At 65.1% G+C, this 17,054-nt stretch carries 14 protein-coding genes and 1 tRNA gene; 4 read left to right on the top strand and 11 right to left on the bottom strand.

The window, feature by feature from the left end; translation table 11 throughout:
* Position 1 precedes the first annotated feature (1 nt).
* The 5 genes from BRA471DRAFT_RS21310 to BRA471DRAFT_RS21290 form a co-directional block, all read right to left on the bottom strand.
* Positions 2 to 3,220, bottom strand: coding sequence for an efflux RND transporter permease subunit (locus BRA471DRAFT_RS21310; RefSeq protein ID WP_007611000.1), 3,219 nt, complete (start codon positions 3,218 to 3,220; stop codon positions 2 to 4).
* The gene (ihpB, locus tag BRA471DRAFT_RS21305) at positions 3,213 to 4,190 is read right to left on the bottom strand and encodes a divalent metal ion exporter adaptor subunit IhpB (protein WP_007610999.1); all 978 of its coding nucleotides are present in this window, start codon (positions 4,188 to 4,190) and stop codon (positions 3,213 to 3,215) included. The genes BRA471DRAFT_RS21310 and ihpB overlap by 8 nt, the downstream gene beginning before the upstream one ends.
* The gene (ihpA, locus tag BRA471DRAFT_RS21300) at positions 4,187 to 5,461 is read right to left on the bottom strand and encodes a divalent metal ion exporter subunit IhpA (protein WP_007610998.1); all 1,275 of its coding nucleotides are present in this window, start codon (positions 5,459 to 5,461) and stop codon (positions 4,187 to 4,189) included. The genes ihpB and ihpA overlap by 4 nt, the downstream gene beginning before the upstream one ends.
* Before the next feature lie 56 nt (positions 5,462 to 5,517).
* The gene (locus BRA471DRAFT_RS21295) at positions 5,518 to 5,880 is read right to left on the bottom strand and encodes a hypothetical protein (protein WP_007610997.1); all 363 of its coding nucleotides are present in this window, start codon (positions 5,878 to 5,880) and stop codon (positions 5,518 to 5,520) included.
* A gap of 120 nt (positions 5,881 to 6,000) precedes the next feature.
* Positions 6,001 to 6,225 (bottom strand): hypothetical protein, encoded by a 225-nt coding sequence (locus tag BRA471DRAFT_RS21290; RefSeq protein WP_035974164.1) that lies wholly within the window; start codon positions 6,223 to 6,225, stop codon positions 6,001 to 6,003.
* Between the two features lie 351 nt (positions 6,226 to 6,576).
* Here BRA471DRAFT_RS21290 and BRA471DRAFT_RS21285 point away from each other — a divergent pair, with 351 nt between their 5' ends.
* Positions 6,577 to 7,470: a hypothetical protein gene (locus BRA471DRAFT_RS21285; RefSeq protein WP_007610995.1), complete on the top strand. Its 894-nt coding sequence runs from the start codon at positions 6,577 to 6,579 to the stop codon at positions 7,468 to 7,470.
* 53 nt (positions 7,471 to 7,523) lie between these two features.
* On the opposite strand, the gene pepT is transcribed toward BRA471DRAFT_RS21285, so the two are convergent.
* The 4 genes from pepT to BRA471DRAFT_RS21265 all read right to left on the bottom strand — a co-directional run bounded on the left by pepT (position 7,524) and on the right by BRA471DRAFT_RS21265 (position 9,827).
* Positions 7,524 to 8,774: a peptidase T gene (pepT, locus tag BRA471DRAFT_RS21280; protein ID WP_007610994.1), complete on the bottom strand. Its 1,251-nt coding sequence runs from the start codon at positions 8,772 to 8,774 to the stop codon at positions 7,524 to 7,526.
* Between the two features lie 102 nt (positions 8,775 to 8,876).
* Positions 8,877 to 9,191, bottom strand: coding sequence for an HU family DNA-binding protein (locus BRA471DRAFT_RS21275; protein ID WP_007610993.1), 315 nt, complete (start codon positions 9,189 to 9,191; stop codon positions 8,877 to 8,879).
* A 194-nt stretch (positions 9,192 to 9,385) separates the two neighbouring features.
* A tRNA-Asp gene (locus BRA471DRAFT_RS21270) sits at positions 9,386 to 9,462 on the bottom strand.
* A gap of 161 nt (positions 9,463 to 9,623) precedes the next feature.
* Positions 9,624 to 9,827, bottom strand: a complete 204-nt coding sequence (locus tag BRA471DRAFT_RS21265; RefSeq protein ID WP_007603528.1) for a hypothetical protein — start codon at positions 9,825 to 9,827, stop codon at positions 9,624 to 9,626.
* Positions 9,828 to 10,084: 257 nt separating this feature from the next.
* Between BRA471DRAFT_RS21265 and BRA471DRAFT_RS21260 the strand changes: the two genes are divergently transcribed.
* Positions 10,085 to 10,996, top strand: coding sequence for an alpha/beta fold hydrolase (locus tag BRA471DRAFT_RS21260; protein ID WP_083843253.1), 912 nt, complete (start codon positions 10,085 to 10,087; stop codon positions 10,994 to 10,996).
* Here the strand turns inward: BRA471DRAFT_RS21260 and BRA471DRAFT_RS21255 are convergent.
* Positions 10,993 to 12,285 carry an MFS transporter gene (locus BRA471DRAFT_RS21255; protein WP_007610991.1) on the bottom strand — a complete coding sequence of 431 codons (1,293 nt, stop codon included), beginning with the start codon at positions 12,283 to 12,285 and terminating at the stop codon, positions 10,993 to 10,995. The two genes, BRA471DRAFT_RS21260 and BRA471DRAFT_RS21255, sit on opposite strands and share 4 nt — an antisense overlap.
* Positions 12,286 to 12,346: 61 nt before the next feature.
* Positions 12,347 to 13,537: an aromatic ring-hydroxylating dioxygenase subunit alpha gene (locus tag BRA471DRAFT_RS21250; protein ID WP_007610990.1), complete on the bottom strand. Its 1,191-nt coding sequence runs from the start codon at positions 13,535 to 13,537 to the stop codon at positions 12,347 to 12,349.
* Positions 13,538 to 13,717: 180 nt separating this feature from the next.
* Here BRA471DRAFT_RS21250 and BRA471DRAFT_RS21245 point away from each other — a divergent pair, with 180 nt between their 5' ends.
* Together BRA471DRAFT_RS21245 and BRA471DRAFT_RS21240 are read left to right on the top strand one after the other, a co-directional pair.
* On the top strand, positions 13,718 to 14,233 hold the full coding sequence (locus BRA471DRAFT_RS21245) for a MarR family winged helix-turn-helix transcriptional regulator (RefSeq protein ID WP_007610989.1): 516 nt from the start codon (positions 13,718 to 13,720) through the stop codon (positions 14,231 to 14,233).
* A gap of 190 nt (positions 14,234 to 14,423) precedes the next feature.
* The gene (locus BRA471DRAFT_RS21240; protein ID WP_035974159.1) at positions 14,424 to 16,676 is read left to right on the top strand and encodes a TonB-dependent siderophore receptor; all 2,253 of its coding nucleotides are present in this window, start codon (positions 14,424 to 14,426) and stop codon (positions 16,674 to 16,676) included.
* Positions 16,677 to 17,054: the final 378 nt, after the last annotated feature.

Genomic DNA, 17,054 nt, shown 5'->3' with positions numbered 1-17,054 from the left:
TCTAGCGCTCCCCGGAAGCTGCCAAATCAGGCGCCATTGTAGGCGTTTCGGCGGCCCCGTCACGGCGGAACAGCACGTAGAGCGCCGGCAGCACCAGCAGCGTCAGCACGGTCGAGGAGATGATGCCGCCGATCACCACGGTCGCAAGTGGCCGCTGCACCTCGGCCCCGGCCCCGGTGGCAAGGGCCATCGGCACGAAGCCGAGGGACGCCACCAGCGCCGTCATCAGTACCGGACGCAGGCGTGTCAGCGCGCCCTCGCGCACCGCGTCGGCAACGGGATGGCCCTCGCTGCGCAGCCGCTCGATGAAGGCGATGATGACGAGCCCGTTGAGCACGGCCACGCCCGACAGCGCGATGAAGCCGACGCCGGCGCTGATGGACAAGGGAATGCCGCGCAGCAGCAGCGCCATGACTCCGCCGGTCAGCGCCAGCGGCACGCCGGAGAACACGAGCGCCGCATCCGCCGCCGATCCCATGCCCATGAACAGCAGCAGGAACACCAGCAGCAGCGCCACCGGCACCACAAGCGTCAGCCGCTTGGTGGCGGAGACCAATTGCTCGAACTGCCCGCCCCAGCCGATCCAGTAGCCCGGCGGCAGCTTGACCTTCTCCGCCACGGCCGCCTCCGCCTCGGTGACGAAGGAGCCGAGATCGCGCGCGCGGACATTGGCGGTGACGACGATGCGCCGCTTGCCGTTCTCGCGGCTGATCTGGTTCGGGCCGGGCGTCGCATCGACGGTGGCAACCGACGACAGCGGCACATAGCGCATCTGGGCGAGAGGGGAGCCGGACAGTGCCGTCCGGATCGGCACGCCGGATGTGGCTTCCTCACCCGGTGGCAGCGGGATCGGGATCGCCCTGATGGCTTCGAGATTGCCGCGCAGATGTTCCGGCAGGCGCACGACGATGTCGAAGCGGCGATCGCCCTCGAACAGCTTGCCGGCCGACTTGCCGCCCACCGCGATCTCGACGATGCCCTGCACCTCGCTGATGCTGAGCCCGTACCGGGCGAGTGCCTGGCGGTCGAGCCGAACGGTGAGGATCGGCAGGCCCGAGACCTGCTCGATCTTGACGTCGCTGGCGCCGCGGATGCCGCGGATCGCAGCCTCGACCTGTTTTGCCGCGCCTTCCAGGATATCGAGGTCGTCGCCGAAGATCTTGACGCCGACATCGCTGCGGACGCCGGAGATCAGCTCGTTGACACGGAACTGGATCGGCTGGGAGATTTCATAGGCGCTGCCGGGGATATCGTCGGCGGCACGGTCGATGGCCTCGATCACGTCCGACTTGGACCTGCCCGGGTCGGGCCATTCGGCGCGCGGCTTCAGCATGATGTAGCCGTCGGTCTGTGCCGGCGACATCGGGTCGGTTGCGATCTCCGCGGTGCCGATGCGGGTGAAGAACTCCTTCACCTCCGGAATCTGCTTGATGCGTTTTTCCAGCGCCTTTTGCAGGTCCAGCGACTGCGTCAGGCTGGTGCCGGGAATCCGGATCGAGGCCAGCGCGACGTCGCCTTCGTCCAGGCTCGGAATGAACTCGCCGCCCATGCGCGCGGCGGCAACGCAGCTTGCGACCACGATGATGGCGGCCATGATTGCGACGCCGAGGCGATGGTCGATCGCCAACCGCAGCAGGGGCAGGTAGGCGCCCTTCGCCAGCCGCATGAACAGGTTTTCGTGTTCGGACACCTTCCCGGTGACGAAGATGGCGATCGCCGCCGGCACGAAGGTGATGGAGAACAGCACCGCCGCGCCCAGCGCCATCAGCACCGTCAGCGCCATCGGCGTGAACATCTTGCCTTCGATCCCGGTCAGCGTCAGTACCGGCAGATAGACCACCGCGATGATCAGCGTTCCGAACAGGCTCGGCTTGATCACCTCACGCGACCCGCGCCGGATCGCGCGCAGCCGTTCGGAGATCGTGAGCAGGCCACCTTTCTCGCGCTGGGCCTCGGCCAGCATGCGCAGGCAGTTCTCGACGATGATCACGGCGCCGTCGACGATGATGCCGAAATCGATCGCGCCCAGGCTCATCAGGTTTGCGCTGACCTTGGTCTCGACCATTCCGGTGACCGTCATGGCCATGGATAGCGGAATGACGCAGGCCACCACGAGCGCGGCGCGAACGTTGCCGAGGATCAGGAACAGCACCGCCACGACCAGGGCCGCGCCTTCCAGCAGGTTATTCTCGACCGTGCGGATGGTGGCTTCGACCAGATCGGTGCGGTCGTAGACGGTCCGCGTCACGACGCCGTCGGGCAGCGATTTGGCGATCTCCTCGAGGCGGGCCGCGACACGGCGCGCCACGGTGCGGCTGTTCTCGCCGATCAGCAGCATGGCGGTGCCGAGCACGGTTTCCTCGCCATCGCGCGTCGCAGCTCCCGTGCGCAGGTCGCGGCCTTCGGTGACGGTCGCGATATCCCTGATCCTGACGGGATTGCCGCCGCGCGAGCCGATGACGATGTCCCTGATTTCGCCGACATTGCCGACCTGGCCCGGCGAGCGAACCAGATATTGCTCGCCATTGCGCTCGATATAGCCGGCGCCGACATTGGCATTGTTGGCGGCGAGCGCCGTCATGACGTCGCGAAAGCCGAGCCGGTAGGCCATCAGCTTGCCGGGATCGGGGAGCACGTGGAATTGCCGCTCGAAGCCGCCGATGGTGTTGACCTCGATCACCCCCGGCACGTTGCGAAGCTGCGGCTTGATGATCCAGTCCTGCACGGTGCGCAAATCGGTCAGCGAGTAGTCGTGGCCGCCTTGGGTCTTCGCGCCCGGCTTGGCCTCGACGGTGTACATGAAGATTTCGCCGAGCCCGGTCGAGACCGGTCCCATCGCGACCTCGACACCGGCCGGAAGCTGGTCCTTCACTTGGCTGATCCGTTCGCCGACGAGCTGGCGGGCAAAATAGATGTCGGTGCCGTCCTTGAAGACGACCGTCACCTGGCTCAGGCCGTAGCGCGACAGCGAGCGGGTGTAGTCGAGCTTGGGCAGCCCGCCCATGGCGGTCTCGACGGGAAAGGTGATGCGCTGCTCGGTTTCCAGCGGCGAATAACCGGGGGCGCGGGTGTTGATCTGGACCTGGACGTTGGTGATGTCAGGCACGGCGTCGATCGGAAGGCGCTGGAAATTCCAGGCTCCGAAAGCGACGGCGCCGAGCGCGAGCAGCAGGACCAGCCAGCGCTGCTGCAGCGAGACCGCGATGAGACGCTCAATCATGCTCGGCCTCGCCCTTGCCCATCTCCGCCTTCACGACGAAGCTGTTTTCCGCGACGTAATGCTCCCCGGCGGAAAGGCCGGCCCGGATCTCGACGTGGCGGGGATCGGAATCGCCAAGCTCCACGGGGCGCGCCTCGATCTTGTCGCCATCCTCGCGGACGAACACGATGGTCCTGTTCTCCAGCGTCTGGATCGCGCTTTTGCGCACGGCGACCGCGACGTCGCGCGCGGCGAGGATCAGCCGTGCCGTGACGAACAGGCCGGGACGCAAGCGCCCGTCGGGATTTGGCAGCACCACGCGCGCCAGCGCGGTCTGGGTCTCGCTCGAGCCGATCGGGGCCATGTAGGAGATGGTGCCCTTGATCTCGCCGCGGCCGTCGTCGGGATCGATCAGCACCTCGTCGTTGAGGCGGACGCGCCGCAGATCTTGGCGATAGATCGACAGATCGACCCAGATGGTGGTGAGGTCGGCGATGACGAAGGCCGGCTTCTGCTCGGAGGCGTATTCGCCGAGCGAGATCTGCCGTTCGATGACGGTGCCGGCAAGCGGCGCCTTGAGCTCGTAGACGGTGAGGCTCTGGTTGCTCTCGATCGCGGCGAGCAGATCGTCCTTGCCGACCTTGTCGCCGATGCGCTTCTGGATCGATTTGGCGACGCCGGGAAAGCGCGGCGTCACCTGCACCACGGCTTCCTGGTTGGCGCGCAGGATGCCGTTGAAGGCGAGCGTGTCGGTCAGCGTGACGCTCGCGGCTTCCGCCAACGTCACGCCGGCGGCTGCGAGCTTGACGTCGGAGATGCGGATCCGGTCGGCGCCGTGCTCGTCCTGCTCGACATGGTCGTTCGGCTTCTCCGGCTTCTTGTCCGCGGCGTGTTCGGCATGCTCGACTCTTGTTGGAGCCAGCAGGGAATAGCCATAAGCGCCGAGCGCGGCGGCAAACAATGCGACGAGGATGGTGGAGGACGTCTTCATCGTGCGCTCTCCCGCGCCAGCGTGAAGGGATTGCCGACGAGGCCTTCGATGGTCGCCACCCCCGCGTGGAAATTCTGCAGCGCCTCCTGCTCGCGCAGCCGCGCCTGGGCGACACTGGCCTGGGCATCGAGCACTTCGAGCAGGCTGAAGCGGCCCTGGCCGTAGCCCTGAGCGATAGCGTCCGAGGCTTCGGCGGCCTTGGGAATGGCGCTCTCGCGCAGCACCGCGAGCTCGCGTAGCGAGCCCTGGAGCGAGTCGTAGGCGCGGCCGGCCACCACGATCAGCGTGTTGCGGTTGGCCTCGCGTTCGGCCTTGGTCTTGGCGAGGCTTTCCTGCGCCGAAAGGATATTGCCCTGGTTCTGGTCGAACACGGGGATCGGCACCGAGATGGTGAGGCGCGCCGCGTCGTCATTGGTCTCGTTGAAATGGCGCCAGCCGGCGGCGATCCGCACGTCGGGATAGGGCCGCAGCCGCGCCAGCAACAGCTCGGCGTTTCGCTGGGCATAGATCGCGGTCCAGCGCACCAGCTGCGGATTGGCATCGATCGCGGCGACGACCGACTGGAACGTCGGGGGCCGTCCCATGGTGTCGAGCCGTCCGGAGACCTCGCCGAATTTCGGTGCCGCGTCGCCCATCAAGACCGCAAGCTCGCGCCGGGCGCTCGCCAGCGTCGCCTTGAAGCGCTCGCGGTCGGCCTTCACCAGGGCGGATGCCACTTCCGCACGGCCGGTCTCGGCCGGCGAGGAGGCACCGGCCTCGACGCGTCGGCGCAAAAGCGGCGTCAGCCGGTCGATGGCGGTGATCTGCTCGTCGAGGATCTGGATGCGCCGCTGTGCGCCGAGCACGCTGAGGAAGGCGATCGCGGTCTCCGACAGTACCTCCAGCCTGACGGCCTTGCGCTGGATCGCAGCGACCTCGATGCCGGCGACACCCGCTGCGATCCGCGCGTCGCGCTTGCCGAACAGCTCGAAGGCCTGGCTGATCTGGAGCGTGGTCTCGGCCGATCGCGTGCCGCGATAGATGCCGGACCCGAACGAATTGTCCTGTTCGTAGCTCAATTCCGGATTGAGAAGCGCACCTGCCTGGATGCGCTGGCCCGTGGCGATACCGACATCGCGCTCTGCCGCGGTTAGCCGCGGGCTCGTGGCCAGCGCGCGCGAGAGCGCGCTCCGCATCGTCAGAGTCTGGGCGTGAGACGGCGCAAGCGCCAATCCGGCAATCAGACACACTGCCGCGCACGCCAGGCGCGCGGCCATTCCCCTGCAAAACATGAAACCGACCTGTAAATGATGACCGAATGGGCGCGCGTGGCGCCCGACCAATCCGTTCAGGCCATATGTTTGGGAGGCGGGGAGTCGGTATCGGGAACAATGCCGGCGAGCCGGGGTGCGCGTTGCGGGCGCGATGCGGAGACGAGCCCGATCGATGCGGCCGGTGGCGACGGCTGCGCCACCGTCACGGAGAAGCAGCCATGGCAATGATGCCCGCCGACGGCCTTGTGGTCGTTGTGATCTGTGGAGCCGTCAAGGACCGCGCTGATCTCCGAGCCGCCACCCGGCGTGGTGACGTCGATGTCGTGCAGGCCATGCAGCGCTCCCGCGAGCAGGTAGACAACCGCGATCAGCACGGACAGCAGCCCGCGCCAGTTGCGCGGCCGGCATGATCCTGAGGGCTGGCGGTTCGCGAGCACGGTGTCACTCTGGTTGCGGTCTGCGCCCGGCCTAGCATGGGGGCCGGAACAGTGTCGACCCGCAACATTGTTAGGTCCCTGGAACAATTGCCGCAGTGGTAGCGGAGACGCCAGCGCTTCTCATTGGCGCGTGATCAAGCTCAGTCGAGCATCGGCTGCTGCTCCGCCTGCCAGGTTCGCCTCATCGCCGGCTTCGACGGTGACGACGGCGCGACAGCCGGCTTCCATGGCCCGTTCCAGCCATTTGATGGCTTCATCGATCCACTGGTCGTGGTGCTCGGGATCGGCGATCGCCTTTTCCCGGAATGCATCTGCCTGATGAAGGCACGCGGTTCTGCGATCCACGCGGCTCTCCCAATCCGGAGGTTCCGCCCCGATCGCATCCTTGATGATCGGAGAGCAGGCGTCGTTAACATAGGACAGGAACCATCGCCCAAAAAGAAAGCCCCAGCCGGGACTGACCGGCTGGGGCTTTCGTGCTCACAAATTTCGTCCTTGGGACTTGGACAGATAATCCGCAGCGCGCCGGTTCGTTCCCGCGCCTCGGTCCAGTTTGGAACGTTCTTTCTTCGTTGTGATTAGCGACGAGGAGAAATTGAGGAGGACGGACCATGGACGGATTGATTTATCTCATCGGCTTGATCGTGGTGGTCATGGCGATCTTGTCGTTCTTCGGCCTGCGCTGAGAGAGCGGCGATGACGATGGAAACTCTCATACGGGAAGAGATCATGGAAGGCGGCGACGTCGCTGCCGACGACCGGCGCACCATCCAGTGGAGCTCGGTCATCGCAGGCGCTTTGGCTGCCGGCGCAATGTCGTTCATCCTGGTCGGCTTTGGAGTCGCCGTCGGCCTGGGCGTCAGTTCAGCCTCGCCGACATGGCGCGATGCATCGGCGGCCCTGGCTTTGCTGTCGGGGTTGTATCTGATCATCCAGGCGATTATCAGCTTCGGCTTCGGCGGCTATGTCGCCGGTCGGACAACGCGACCAGCCCCGGCGATCACAACGATCGAAGACGACGGCGAACGGCGGGACGGGCTGCATGGCCTGATGTCCTGGGCGCTCGCCGTGCTGCTTGGTGCCGCTCTGCTCGCGATGCTCGGCGCAGCTGCGATTGATCGTTCGCCGATGCGCAGTTCGGCCAGCAATACCTCCGCCGCCGAGCCTTTGTTGAGCTACGAGTTGGACAAGCTGTTTCGCGCACCGCGGCGGCCCCCTAACACGGACCTCAGGGAATCCCGCGCCGAAGCAGGACGCATCCTGATGACGTCGTCGGGCCACAGCGGCGTCAGCACCGATGACCGGACCTACCTCGTGCAGCAGGTGGCCGCGCTGACGGGCCTCGCGGCACCCGACTCGGAACGACGGGTCGATGCGGCGATTGCGGATTCAAAGACGGCGATCAACCGGGCGCGTCGTAACTCCATCATCGTCGCCTTCTCCGTTGCGGCCGCAACCCTGATCGGCGCTGCGGTGGCCTGGGCTGCGGCTGTTGCCGGTGGCCGCCATCGGGACGGCGAGCCGTTGCCGAACTGGATGGCAAGCTCGAACCGCTTCCATCGCTCTCCGCGCGCGATGCCGGTGCCTTGACATGCAGGACGATGGCCGGGAGCGATCCCGGCCATGTTGCTTTGGCGAGAGGCCTAGGCCTTCTCCTCCCAGATCATGGCGAGGTGGACGATCGTCTGCACCGCTTTCTCCATGTCCTGCCGACTCGCCCATTCGAGCCGGGAGTGAAATGCGTGCTCGCCGGCGAAGATATTGGGGCAGGGCAGGCCCATGAAGGACAGGCGGGAGCCGTCGGTGCCGCCGCGGATCGCGGTGCGCATCGGGCGCAGGCCGGCGCGGCGGATCGCTTCGATGGCGTATTCGAGGATGTGCGGGTGACGATCGATCACCTGCTTCATGTTGCGGTACTGCTCCCGCACCTCGAATGTGTAGGTCGAGCGCGGATAATCCTTCATCACGTCCTTGACGATGGTCTCGAGCAGGATCTCCTTCTCCTTCAGCCCTTCCTCGGTGAAGTCGCGCACGATGAACGAAAGCGTCGCATGCTCCAGCGCACCCTCGATGCCGATCGGATGCAGAAAGCCCTGCTTGCCTGACGTCGTCTCGGGCGAGCAGCCTTCCCTCGGCAGGCGCTCGACGATCGCGGCGGCGATCTTGATCGCGTGCTCCATCTTGCCCTTGGCATAGCCGGGGTGCGCGCTGACGCCGTTGATGGTGATGGTGGCGCCGTCGGCCGAGAAGGTCTCGTCCTCGACGCAGCCCGCGCTCTCGCCGTCCATGGTGTAGCCGAAATCGGCGCCCAGCTTCTTGATGTCGACATTGTCGACGCCGCGGCCGATCTCCTCGTCGGGCGTGAACAGGATCTTGATGGTACCGTGCTTCACTTGCGGGTTGTTGATGAAGAAATGCGCGGCATCCATGATCTCGGCGACGCCGGCCTTGTTGTCGGCGCCGAGCAACGTGGTGCCGTCGGTGGTGATGATGTCGTTGCCGATCTGGTTCTTCAGCGCCGGATGCTCGGCGAAGCGGATCACCTGGCTGGTGTCGCCTGGGAGAGTGATGTCGCCGCCGCGATAGTTCTTCACCATCTGCGGCTTGACGTCCTTGCCGGTGACGTCGGGCGAAGTGTCCATGTGCGAGCAGAAGCAGATCACCGGGACCTTCTTGGTCGTGTTCGCCGGGATCGTTCCGTAGACGTACCCGCAATCGTCGAGATGCGCGTCCGCGACGCCCATCTCCCTGAGCTCGGCGGCGAGCACGCGGCCGAGGTCCTTCTGTTTCTCCGTCGAGGGCGAGCTCGGGGATTCCGGATCGGATTGGGTGTCGATGGTGACGTAGCGCAGGAAGCGCTCGGTCACGGTATGCGAAAAGGTGAGGGAGGACATTTCTGGTCAAACCGCCGGGTCAGGGGAGAGGGGCGGTATACCAGAAAAGCAGGACGCGGTGAGGCCGGAGGACGCCGATCAGGCTTAACGAAACGTGAGGGGTCAGATCGCCTCTTTCAGTTCCTTGACCGGGCGAAAGGCGACCTTCTTGCTGGCCTTGATGTGGATGGGCTCGCCGGTGGCGGGATTACGGCCGGTGCGGGCGGCGCGCTTGCGGACCTGGAGGATTCCAAGCCCGACGATCCGGACGCGGTCGCCCTTCTTCAGGTGCTTGGTGATCAGGTCGACCATGTCGGTCAGAACGGCCTCGGCGCGCTTCTTCGACAGGTCCTGGCTCTCCGCAATGTCGGCGGCGAGGTGCTTGAGCGTGATGGTGGCGGGAGCGGCAGCCTTTTTCGCGGAATCCTTCTTAGCCATATCTCGCCTCCTCAATCACAGGGGCCCCGGAAAAAACCGCTAAAGCGTGGGGATCCCTCCAAGTCCTGGAAGGCCTAGACGATTCGGGCTTGGGCTGACTATGGCGCGAATTCTCGACGGATGCCGGCAATCGCCGTCACAGCCGCGAAAGGCGTGTAGAAGTCTGTTCTAAGGCTATGAAGGAATTGCCAAAATGGCGCGAGAGACGGGGCTCGAACCCGCGACCTCCGGCGTGACAGGCCGGCGCTCTAACCAACTGAGCTACTCCCGCGTGGTTCGCTGAAAGCGCGCGGAACGAGGGGGGACTTAAAGGCGGGGCTGGGTGAAGTCAAGGATGTTGCGCTTCACCGGCAGGTCTCGGCTAAGCATTGCTCTGGAAAACGAAAAAAGGCCGCCAGGCGGCGGCCTTTGTCAGCCCGGAGCGGGGCGGTATCAGCGGATCTCCGACGTCCCGGCGCTGGTCACGACGACGGGCTTGCCGGCCTTGATGACGTGGGCGGACTGGGCGGTCTGGCTGTAATCGGCATTGGTGCGTGCTGCGATCCCGAAGGCGGCCACCGTAATTCCGGCGACCAGCGCCACCACCACGATCTTCAGGTGGGTCGCACGATCAGCAGAGTGGATGGAGTGGTTCATGTGAGCCTCCCGACGGGCTTTGCCGCCGTCTATGGCTCTTCTTGTAAGGACGGTCTGTTTCCGGATGGTTTCGCGGGTTCCGCAAAACGGTTTCATCCGGCCGTTTGTCTGGTTTCGCCTGCGGGCGGCGGGAGCGCCTCAAGCGATCTTACCTGGCGCGTAATCGCGGAGGTGATCCCGCCTTGTCATGATCGTCTTCATCGGCCGAGACCGATGGGCCGACAGATCCGCAAGGGTATCGGCAAGGGAGAAGCGCCATGAACCGTCGAACCGTCCTCGAAGCCACGTTGTTTGGGACCGCCTTCGCGGCAGCGTCTGGTGCGAGCGCGCCAGTGGCAGCAGCGGCCCAGCGGAATGAACGGCCGTCCTTTGTGACGGCCAGGGACGGCACAAAACTCTTCGTGCAGGATTGGGGCAGCGGCCGACCGGTGCTGCTGCTTTCGGCCTGGACGTTCAACGCCAGCACGTGGGGCAGCCAGATTGCCGCCCTCAACGCAAATGGCTTCCGCTGTGTTGCACCCGATCGGCGCGGGCATGGCCGGTCCGAGATGCCGTCCGCGGGTTATGACCTGGACACGCTGACCGACGACGTCGCCGCGTTGATCGAGGCGCGTGACCTGCGCGACGTGACACTGGTCGGCTTCTCGATGGGGACGGCCGAGGCGGTGAACTATCTCGGACGATACGGATCGGACCGGATCGCAAGGGTGGTGCTGGTTGCGCCGACGACGCCATTCCTGATCAAGACCGAAGACAATCCGGATGCGGTGCCGAAGGCGATGATCGAGGCCGACAACGCGGCCATCGCGCGCGACTTCCCCAAATGGATTGCGGCGAACGAAGCGCCGTTCTTCACTGCCGAGACACCCGAGATCACGCGGACCTGGATCCGCGAGATGATGCTGAGCGTGCCGTTGCCGGTGGCGCTGGCCTGCCGCAAGGCCATCGCCTTCGCGGATCTCCGCGCGGCAGCCGCCAAGATCGATCGCCCGACGCTGATCGTTCATGGCGACAAGGATGCCAGCGCGCCGCTGCCGTTGACCGGTGCAAAGACCGCAAAACTAATCAAGGGGAGCAAGCTGACCGTCTACGAAGGCGGCCCGCATCCGCTGCCGCTGACGCACAGCGAGCGCCTGATCGCGGACATGCTGGCGTTCATGGGCGCCTAGCTCGCTCGCTTGATGTCGGTGCGGATGGTTCGCGCCGCCCAGACGAACAGGAGCGCCCCCAGCGTGGTCGTGACCGCCGCCGAGAGCAGGGAATAGCGCACGGCGTCGGCGCCGTAAGCGCCCTTCAGGGCATCGTTGACCACGCCCACGGCGAGCGGACCAACGCCCTGGCCGAAGCAGGTCGCGGTGAGCGCGATCAGGGCGGAGGCCAGCGCCCGCATGCTCGGTTTGGCGACCGTCTGCGCGATCGCGAAGATCGGTCCGAGGTGGAAGCCGACCAGGAACGAGGTCAGCGCCAGCATGGCCACCATCATCGCAAAGTCCTGCGTCAGCATGCAGAGCGCGAACACCGGCCCGGCAAGGCCCGAGGTGATCGCGGGGGCCCACAGCTTCCAGCGGTCGTCGCGGCGGCTGATCTGCGCCACGACGAAGCCGCCGAGCAGGGTGCCGGCCATGCCGGCGAGACCCTTGAAGGTGCCAGCATAGGTGCCGATCTCGGCGCTCGACAGATGGTGCACGCGCGCCAGGAACGGCGGGATCCAGGCCGCGGTCGCGTAGTTCGTGTAAGTGGTGAGACAGAAGCCGATCAACACGATGATGAAGCTCTGCTGCGAGGCCAGGAAGCGCAGCGTCGGCCCGAGCGGCTCGGGCACGAAATTCTCCTGCATGGCGCCGCGCTTCGGCTCGGAGATCGTCAGCCACAGGACAATAGCGAGCAGGATGCCGGGCAGGCCCGCGACGTAGAACGCCATCCGCCAGCCATAGTGCTGGTTGACGTAGCCGCCGACGAAATAGCCGAGGAAGACGCCGAGATAGGTACCGACGGCGTAGATCCCGAGCGCGCGCGGACGCTCATTCTTGGCGAAGAGATCAGCGACGATCGATTGCGAGGCGGGCGAGCCCGCGGACTCGCCGATGCCGACGCCGATCCTCGCCAGCGCCAGCGAAGTGACGCTCGAAGCGGCGCCGCACAACGCCGTCATCGCGCTCCAGAACGCGAACGCAGCGGCGACGATGTTGCGCCGGTTGAGCCGGTCGGCGACGCGCGCGATGGGAATGCCGAGCAGGGAGTAGAACAGCGCGAAGCCGAAGCCCGCGAGCAGGCCCATCATGGTGTCGCTGAGCTGGAACTCCTTCTTGATCGGCTCGATCAGCACGTTGAAGATCGTGCGGTCGAGGAAGTTCAGCGCGTAGATGATCGTGAGCAGGCCCAGCACATAATAGCGCCGCGGCGAGGGTTTTGCCGTGGCGGCCGTTTGCACCGACATTTGTGACGTCACATCGACCATCGCTTTCCCCCAATTAGTCTTTGTTATCGTTGTCGGTCCAGCCCTGATTGGAGCTGGCAGGTCAGCCTTCGCGGATGTAATTCCCCGCTTCGAATTCGACCGGAGGCGCGCTTGCATCGAACGAGATGCCGATCGGATCGCGGCCTGCTTCCATCGCCTCGAGCTGCTCGCTCAGCATGCGCCGGATCAAGAGGATGCCGCGGTCGCTCTGGCCGAAATGCTCCTCGGAATGGATGGTCTGCGGTCCCTGGCCGACCTGAGCCTCGTAGTCGCCGGGGAATTGCTGGTGCTCTTCCTCGGTCATGTCCCACCAGAACTTGCCGTTGAATTTCGAGCGCATGCGGCCGATGTCGCCGGCGCTCTTGACGCGGCCGGCGACGTAGATGCGGAACGAGGTGTCGTCGATCGGCAGTGTCCAGCCGATCGACTCGACGCGGGCGAATTGCGCCACGCGCGGGTTTGGAACGACGCGCAAGGTGGGGAGCGCCGCCTCGGTGACGCGGTAAAACTCACGGCCGTCATCCTGCTTGCGGATCGAACGCACCGCGATCCCGCGCGGGGTCTTGTCGAACGTCACCTCCGGCATCGAGGCCATCATGTTGGTGAACTGCGGACCCGAGAACGAGCCGTGCAGCACCGGCACGTGGTAGGGGTCGACCACGTTCTCGAAATGCTGCAGCCAGTTGCAGGGGATGATCGCGGGACCACCGCCGCCGATCGAGGAATCGTCGGCCTCGACGAACTCGCCGTCGTCCATGGTCTCCAGGCATTCATAGGCCGGCAGCACCGGGCGTTTCTCGGCTGGGCCCATATAGGCGAAGATCAGCCCGTAGCGTTCCTCGACCGGATACCAGGGCTGGCGCACCTTGTCCTTGAACTGGCCGCCATCGGGCTCGCAGGGCTGCTCCAGGCAATGACCTTCGGTGTCGAACTTCCAGCCGTGATAGCAGCAGCGGATGCCGTCCTCCTCGACCTTGCCATAATAGAGCGTGGTGCCGCGGTGGCAGCAGCGGGCGTGCAGCAGGCCGGCGCGGCCGTGCTTGTCGCGGAACAGCACCAGGTCCTCGCCCAGCGCGCGAACGTTCTTCGGGGTGTCGGTTGCGTCGCTGATGAGCCCGACCGGATGCCAGTAACGTCGCAGCAGTTCGCCCATCGGCGTGCCGCGCACGACCGAGGTGAGCTCGGTGCGGGTGTGCGCGGGCTTCATCGCATAGGCCGTGCCGAGATCGCGATCCCGCTGGGTGATGGTCATGCTGATCCTCCCGCTGTCGGCCTTGCTGGCCCGGCTTGCGACGCCTTGAACATCAGTGAAAGGCCGATTGATGACAATGTCAACGAATTTGCAAATGCCTTTTGGTCGCATCCGGATCAGGCTGGGGAGGTTGCGCTACCAAGACTTGGCACGCCGCGGCTTTCTTGGCAGAGGTGGATCATGAGCCAGACATCAGGCAGGGACGGGCGCACATCGTCCGATGCGGACGAAAGTCAGTCACCGGCGCCGATCACCGTCATGCTGTCATCGCGGCTGATGGTGCTGGCCAATTTGCTCAAGCGCGGCGCCATCCTGCGCTACAAGCGTCTCGCCGGATTGTCATCGGTCGAGTTCGGCCTCGTCGCCTCGCTCGGCCGGCGGCCGCCGATGAGCGTGGCGCGGCTTGCGGAAGCCGTCGGCCAGGACAAGGGGCAAATCAGCCGCGCCCTTGCGGAACTCGTCTCGCGCAAGCTGATCGCGAAATCGGCCAACCCGAAGGACAGCCGCGAGGTGCTGGTCTCGCTGACCGCAACGGGCCTTGCGGCGCATGATGCGATCGTCGCCGGAGCGCAGGAGCGCAATCGGCGTTTGCGCGAACATCTGAGCGAAGCCGAGTTCGAGATGCTGCTGCAGCAGGTCGATCAGCTGACGGCGATCGCCGCCGAGATGCTCGAGAGCGAGAAGATTTCGCGCTGACGTTTCTGCGATCCCGGAACATGTTGGATCGCGTCCAAGACTCTTTCTAAGACTCCTTCTAAGAGGCTTTCAATTAGGAATTTCGCGCGCGCTCCCCTAAGCGTCACCGCAAGCGCATGCCCTCATGGGACTGACGGCATGTGCAAATCAAAACACGCAGTTTTGGGGTTGCGCGTTGAACAGTCTTGGAATGCTGCGGTCGGCCGTATTGGCGACCGCATCCGCTTGGGTTTTGCTGCCGCAGGCATCGTTTGCACAATCTCCTGCGCAGGGTGGCGCGCAGAACATTCCGTCGGTGACCGTCACTGCGCCGGAAGCGCGCCGCCGGACGGCGCCCTCCGTCCAGCGCCGCGCGCCGCGATCATCCGAGCAGACCGCCAACCGAAGCAGGCCGCAGCCGCCGCGCAATGTCGGTTTCGTCGAAACCCCGCTCGGCCCGGTGCACGGCTACGTCGCCGGCCGCAGCTCGTCCGGCACCAAGACCAACACCCCGATCATGGAGACGCCGCAGGCGGTGTCGGTGATTGGCGCGGAGCAGATCCGCGACCAGAAGGCGAACAAGCTCGATGAGGTCCTGCGCTATACCGCCGGTGTCCGCGCCGGGACCTTCGGCGCTGACACGCGCAACGACTGGTGGCTGATCCGCGGCTTCAAGTCCGACGACGTCGGGCTGTTTCTCGACGGCATGCAGCTGTTCTACACATCCTATGCGAGCTGGAAGCTCCAGACGCCCAACATGGAGCGCGTCGAGGTGCTGCGCGGCCCATCGGCCGTGCTCTATGGCGGATCGAGCCCGAGCGGCATCGTCAACGTCATCAGCAAGATGCCGCCGGCGGAGCCCGTCCGTTTCATCGAGACCGGCGTCAACAATTTCGGCAACGCCTATGTCGGCTTCGATGTCGGCGGTCCGGTCGCGACGAGCCCTGAGAACGGCAAGCTGTTCTACCGCGTCGTCGGCCAGGTCCAGAACGGCCCTACGCAGGTCAATTTCACGCCTGATAACAACTACTTCATCGCGCCGTCGGTGACTTGGAAGCCGGACGCCGACACGACGTTCACGGTGCTGGCTTCAGCGTCCCGGCAGGAAACCCGTGGCATCAACTTCCTGCCCTATGAGGGCACGGTGACCAACGCTCGGTTCGGTAAGATCCCGACCAGCTTTTTCGCCGGCGATCCCAGGGTCGACAAGTTCACGCGCGAGCAGGAGATGCTGGGCTATCAGTTCGAGCGCAATCTCACCGACGATTTGACGTTCCGGCAGAATGCGCGGTTTGCCCATGTCGACGTGAGCTATCGCGGCTACGTCGGCAACAATTGGGCGGACATCAACACAGCTAATCTCGGTCGCTATAATTGGTATGCGAAGAACACCGCCAACCAGGCCAATCTCGACAACCAGCTGGAGTACCGCTTCAACACCGGCGCGGTGCGGCACACGATGCTGTTCGGGGTCGATTTGAAGGGCTACCAGATCGACGACTATCAGGCTTTCAACTTCGGCACCGTCCCTTCGATCAACGTCTTCAATCCCGCCTATGGATTTGACATTCCGTTGACCGGCGCACCGTTCCGCAACTTCCAGATCACGCAGAAGCAGGCCGGCACCTATCTTCAGGACCAGATGAAGCTCGGCAATTTCACGCTGGTGCTGAGCGGCCGCAACGATTGGGTCGAGACGACGCAGGCTGCCCGCGATACCGGCGCCACGCTCGCCAGCCGCGACGACAGCCGATTCAGCGGACGCGCCGGGCTGATCTACAATTTCGACAACGGCATCGCGCCCTATGTGTCCTACGCCACGAGCTACAATCCGATCATCGGCCTCAACGCGCAAAACCAGCTGTTCCTGCCGGAGACCGGCCAGCAGGCCGAAATCGGCGTGAAGGTCGCGCCCCGGGGATTTGACGGCTACTTCACCGCCTCGGTGTTCGATCTGAAGCGCCAGAACGTGGCAACCACTGATCCTGTCGTCACGACCTTGCAGAACCAGACCGGCGAGGTGACCTCGCGCGGCATCGAGCTCGAAGCGGTGGCGAACGCCACGCGTGAGCTGAAGCTGATCGGCTCGTTCACGGCCTACCATTTGTTCAACAGCAGGGATCTGGACCCGTCGCTGGTCGGCAAGACCCCGACCAACACGCCCGAGCTCCTGGTGTCCGGCTGGGCGGACTACACCTTCAAGGACGGGCCGCTCGCAAGGTTCGGCTTCGGCGGCGGTGCCCGCTATATCGGGTCGTCGTGGGCGGATACCGCCAATACCCTCGAGGTTCCCGCAGTCGTGCTCGGCGATCTCGCGCTCCACTATGAGTGGCAGAACTGGCGCACCGCGCTGAACGTGATCAATTTGACCGACAAGGTCTACGTCGCGAGCTGCGCGGCGGCGTCCTCCTGCTTCTACGGCGACCGCCGGCGCGTGACCGCCAGCGTCTCCTACAAATGGTGAGGCAGATGACGAGCAGGCGAGGGAAGGCCATCGTGAGAGCCTGACCGGCTCGTCACCGGCTTCCACCACGAGATCGATGAGCTCGCGGGCCATGCCCCCGGCCTGAAGCTCATGCGAGCGCGGCGCGTGACGACCAAGCCACGTCGCCGCCGCGCTCGCCACTGATTTTCCGCGGCGGCAGAAGCGGGCGCCGCCCGCCCGACGTATTCGCCAGACGGGCCCGGGGCCGATCGTGATGCATGGCTCCCGGATCGGTCGCCCGATCGTGGGCGCGCCTGTCCTCGTTGTAATCTGGACTTTGCTGCGTCGCGGCCTAGATAAAGTGAGCCTTCCCAACAACGGACGTCACGGCCCAGCGCGTGTGGACTGATCGGGGCG

Origin of the sequence: Bradyrhizobium sp. WSM471, assembly GCF_000244915.1 — a bacterium.
GTDB lineage: Bacteria > Pseudomonadota > Alphaproteobacteria > Rhizobiales > Xanthobacteraceae > Bradyrhizobium.
Note: the sequence above shows the minus strand (reverse complement) of the source record. Positions and strands in the feature narration are given on the sequence as shown.

Excerpts from the sequence above, each read along its gene's own strand:
- BRA471DRAFT_RS21240 (WP_035974159.1), top strand. The coding sequence starts at position 14,424 with ATGCTGCGGTCGGCCGTATTGGCGACCGCATCCGCTTGGGTTTTGCTG.
- BRA471DRAFT_RS21265 (WP_007603528.1), bottom strand. The coding sequence starts at position 9,827 with ATGAACCACTCCATCCACTCTGCTGATCGTGCGACCCACCTGAAGATC.
- ihpB (WP_007610999.1), bottom strand. The coding sequence starts at position 4,190 with ATGAAGACGTCCTCCACCATCCTCGTCGCATTGTTTGCCGCCGCGCTC.
- BRA471DRAFT_RS21250 (WP_007610990.1), bottom strand. The coding sequence starts at position 13,537 with ATGACCATCACCCAGCGGGATCGCGATCTCGGCACGGCCTATGCGATG.
- BRA471DRAFT_RS21245 (WP_007610989.1), top strand. The coding sequence starts at position 13,718 with ATGAGCCAGACATCAGGCAGGGACGGGCGCACATCGTCCGATGCGGAC.
- BRA471DRAFT_RS21310 (WP_007611000.1), bottom strand. The coding sequence starts at position 3,220 with ATGATTGAGCGTCTCATCGCGGTCTCGCTGCAGCAGCGCTGGCTGGTC.
- ihpA (WP_007610998.1), bottom strand. The coding sequence starts at position 5,461 with ATGTTTTGCAGGGGAATGGCCGCGCGCCTGGCGTGCGCGGCAGTGTGT.
- BRA471DRAFT_RS21275 (WP_007610993.1), bottom strand. The coding sequence starts at position 9,191 with ATGGCTAAGAAGGATTCCGCGAAAAAGGCTGCCGCTCCCGCCACCATC.
- BRA471DRAFT_RS21255 (WP_007610991.1), bottom strand. The coding sequence starts at position 12,285 with ATGGTCGATGTGACGTCACAAATGTCGGTGCAAACGGCCGCCACGGCA.
- BRA471DRAFT_RS21260 (WP_083843253.1), top strand. The coding sequence starts at position 10,085 with ATGAACCGTCGAACCGTCCTCGAAGCCACGTTGTTTGGGACCGCCTTC.
- pepT (WP_007610994.1), bottom strand. The coding sequence starts at position 8,774 with ATGTCCTCCCTCACCTTTTCGCATACCGTGACCGAGCGCTTCCTGCGC.
- BRA471DRAFT_RS21285 (WP_007610995.1), top strand. The coding sequence starts at position 6,577 with ATGACGATGGAAACTCTCATACGGGAAGAGATCATGGAAGGCGGCGAC.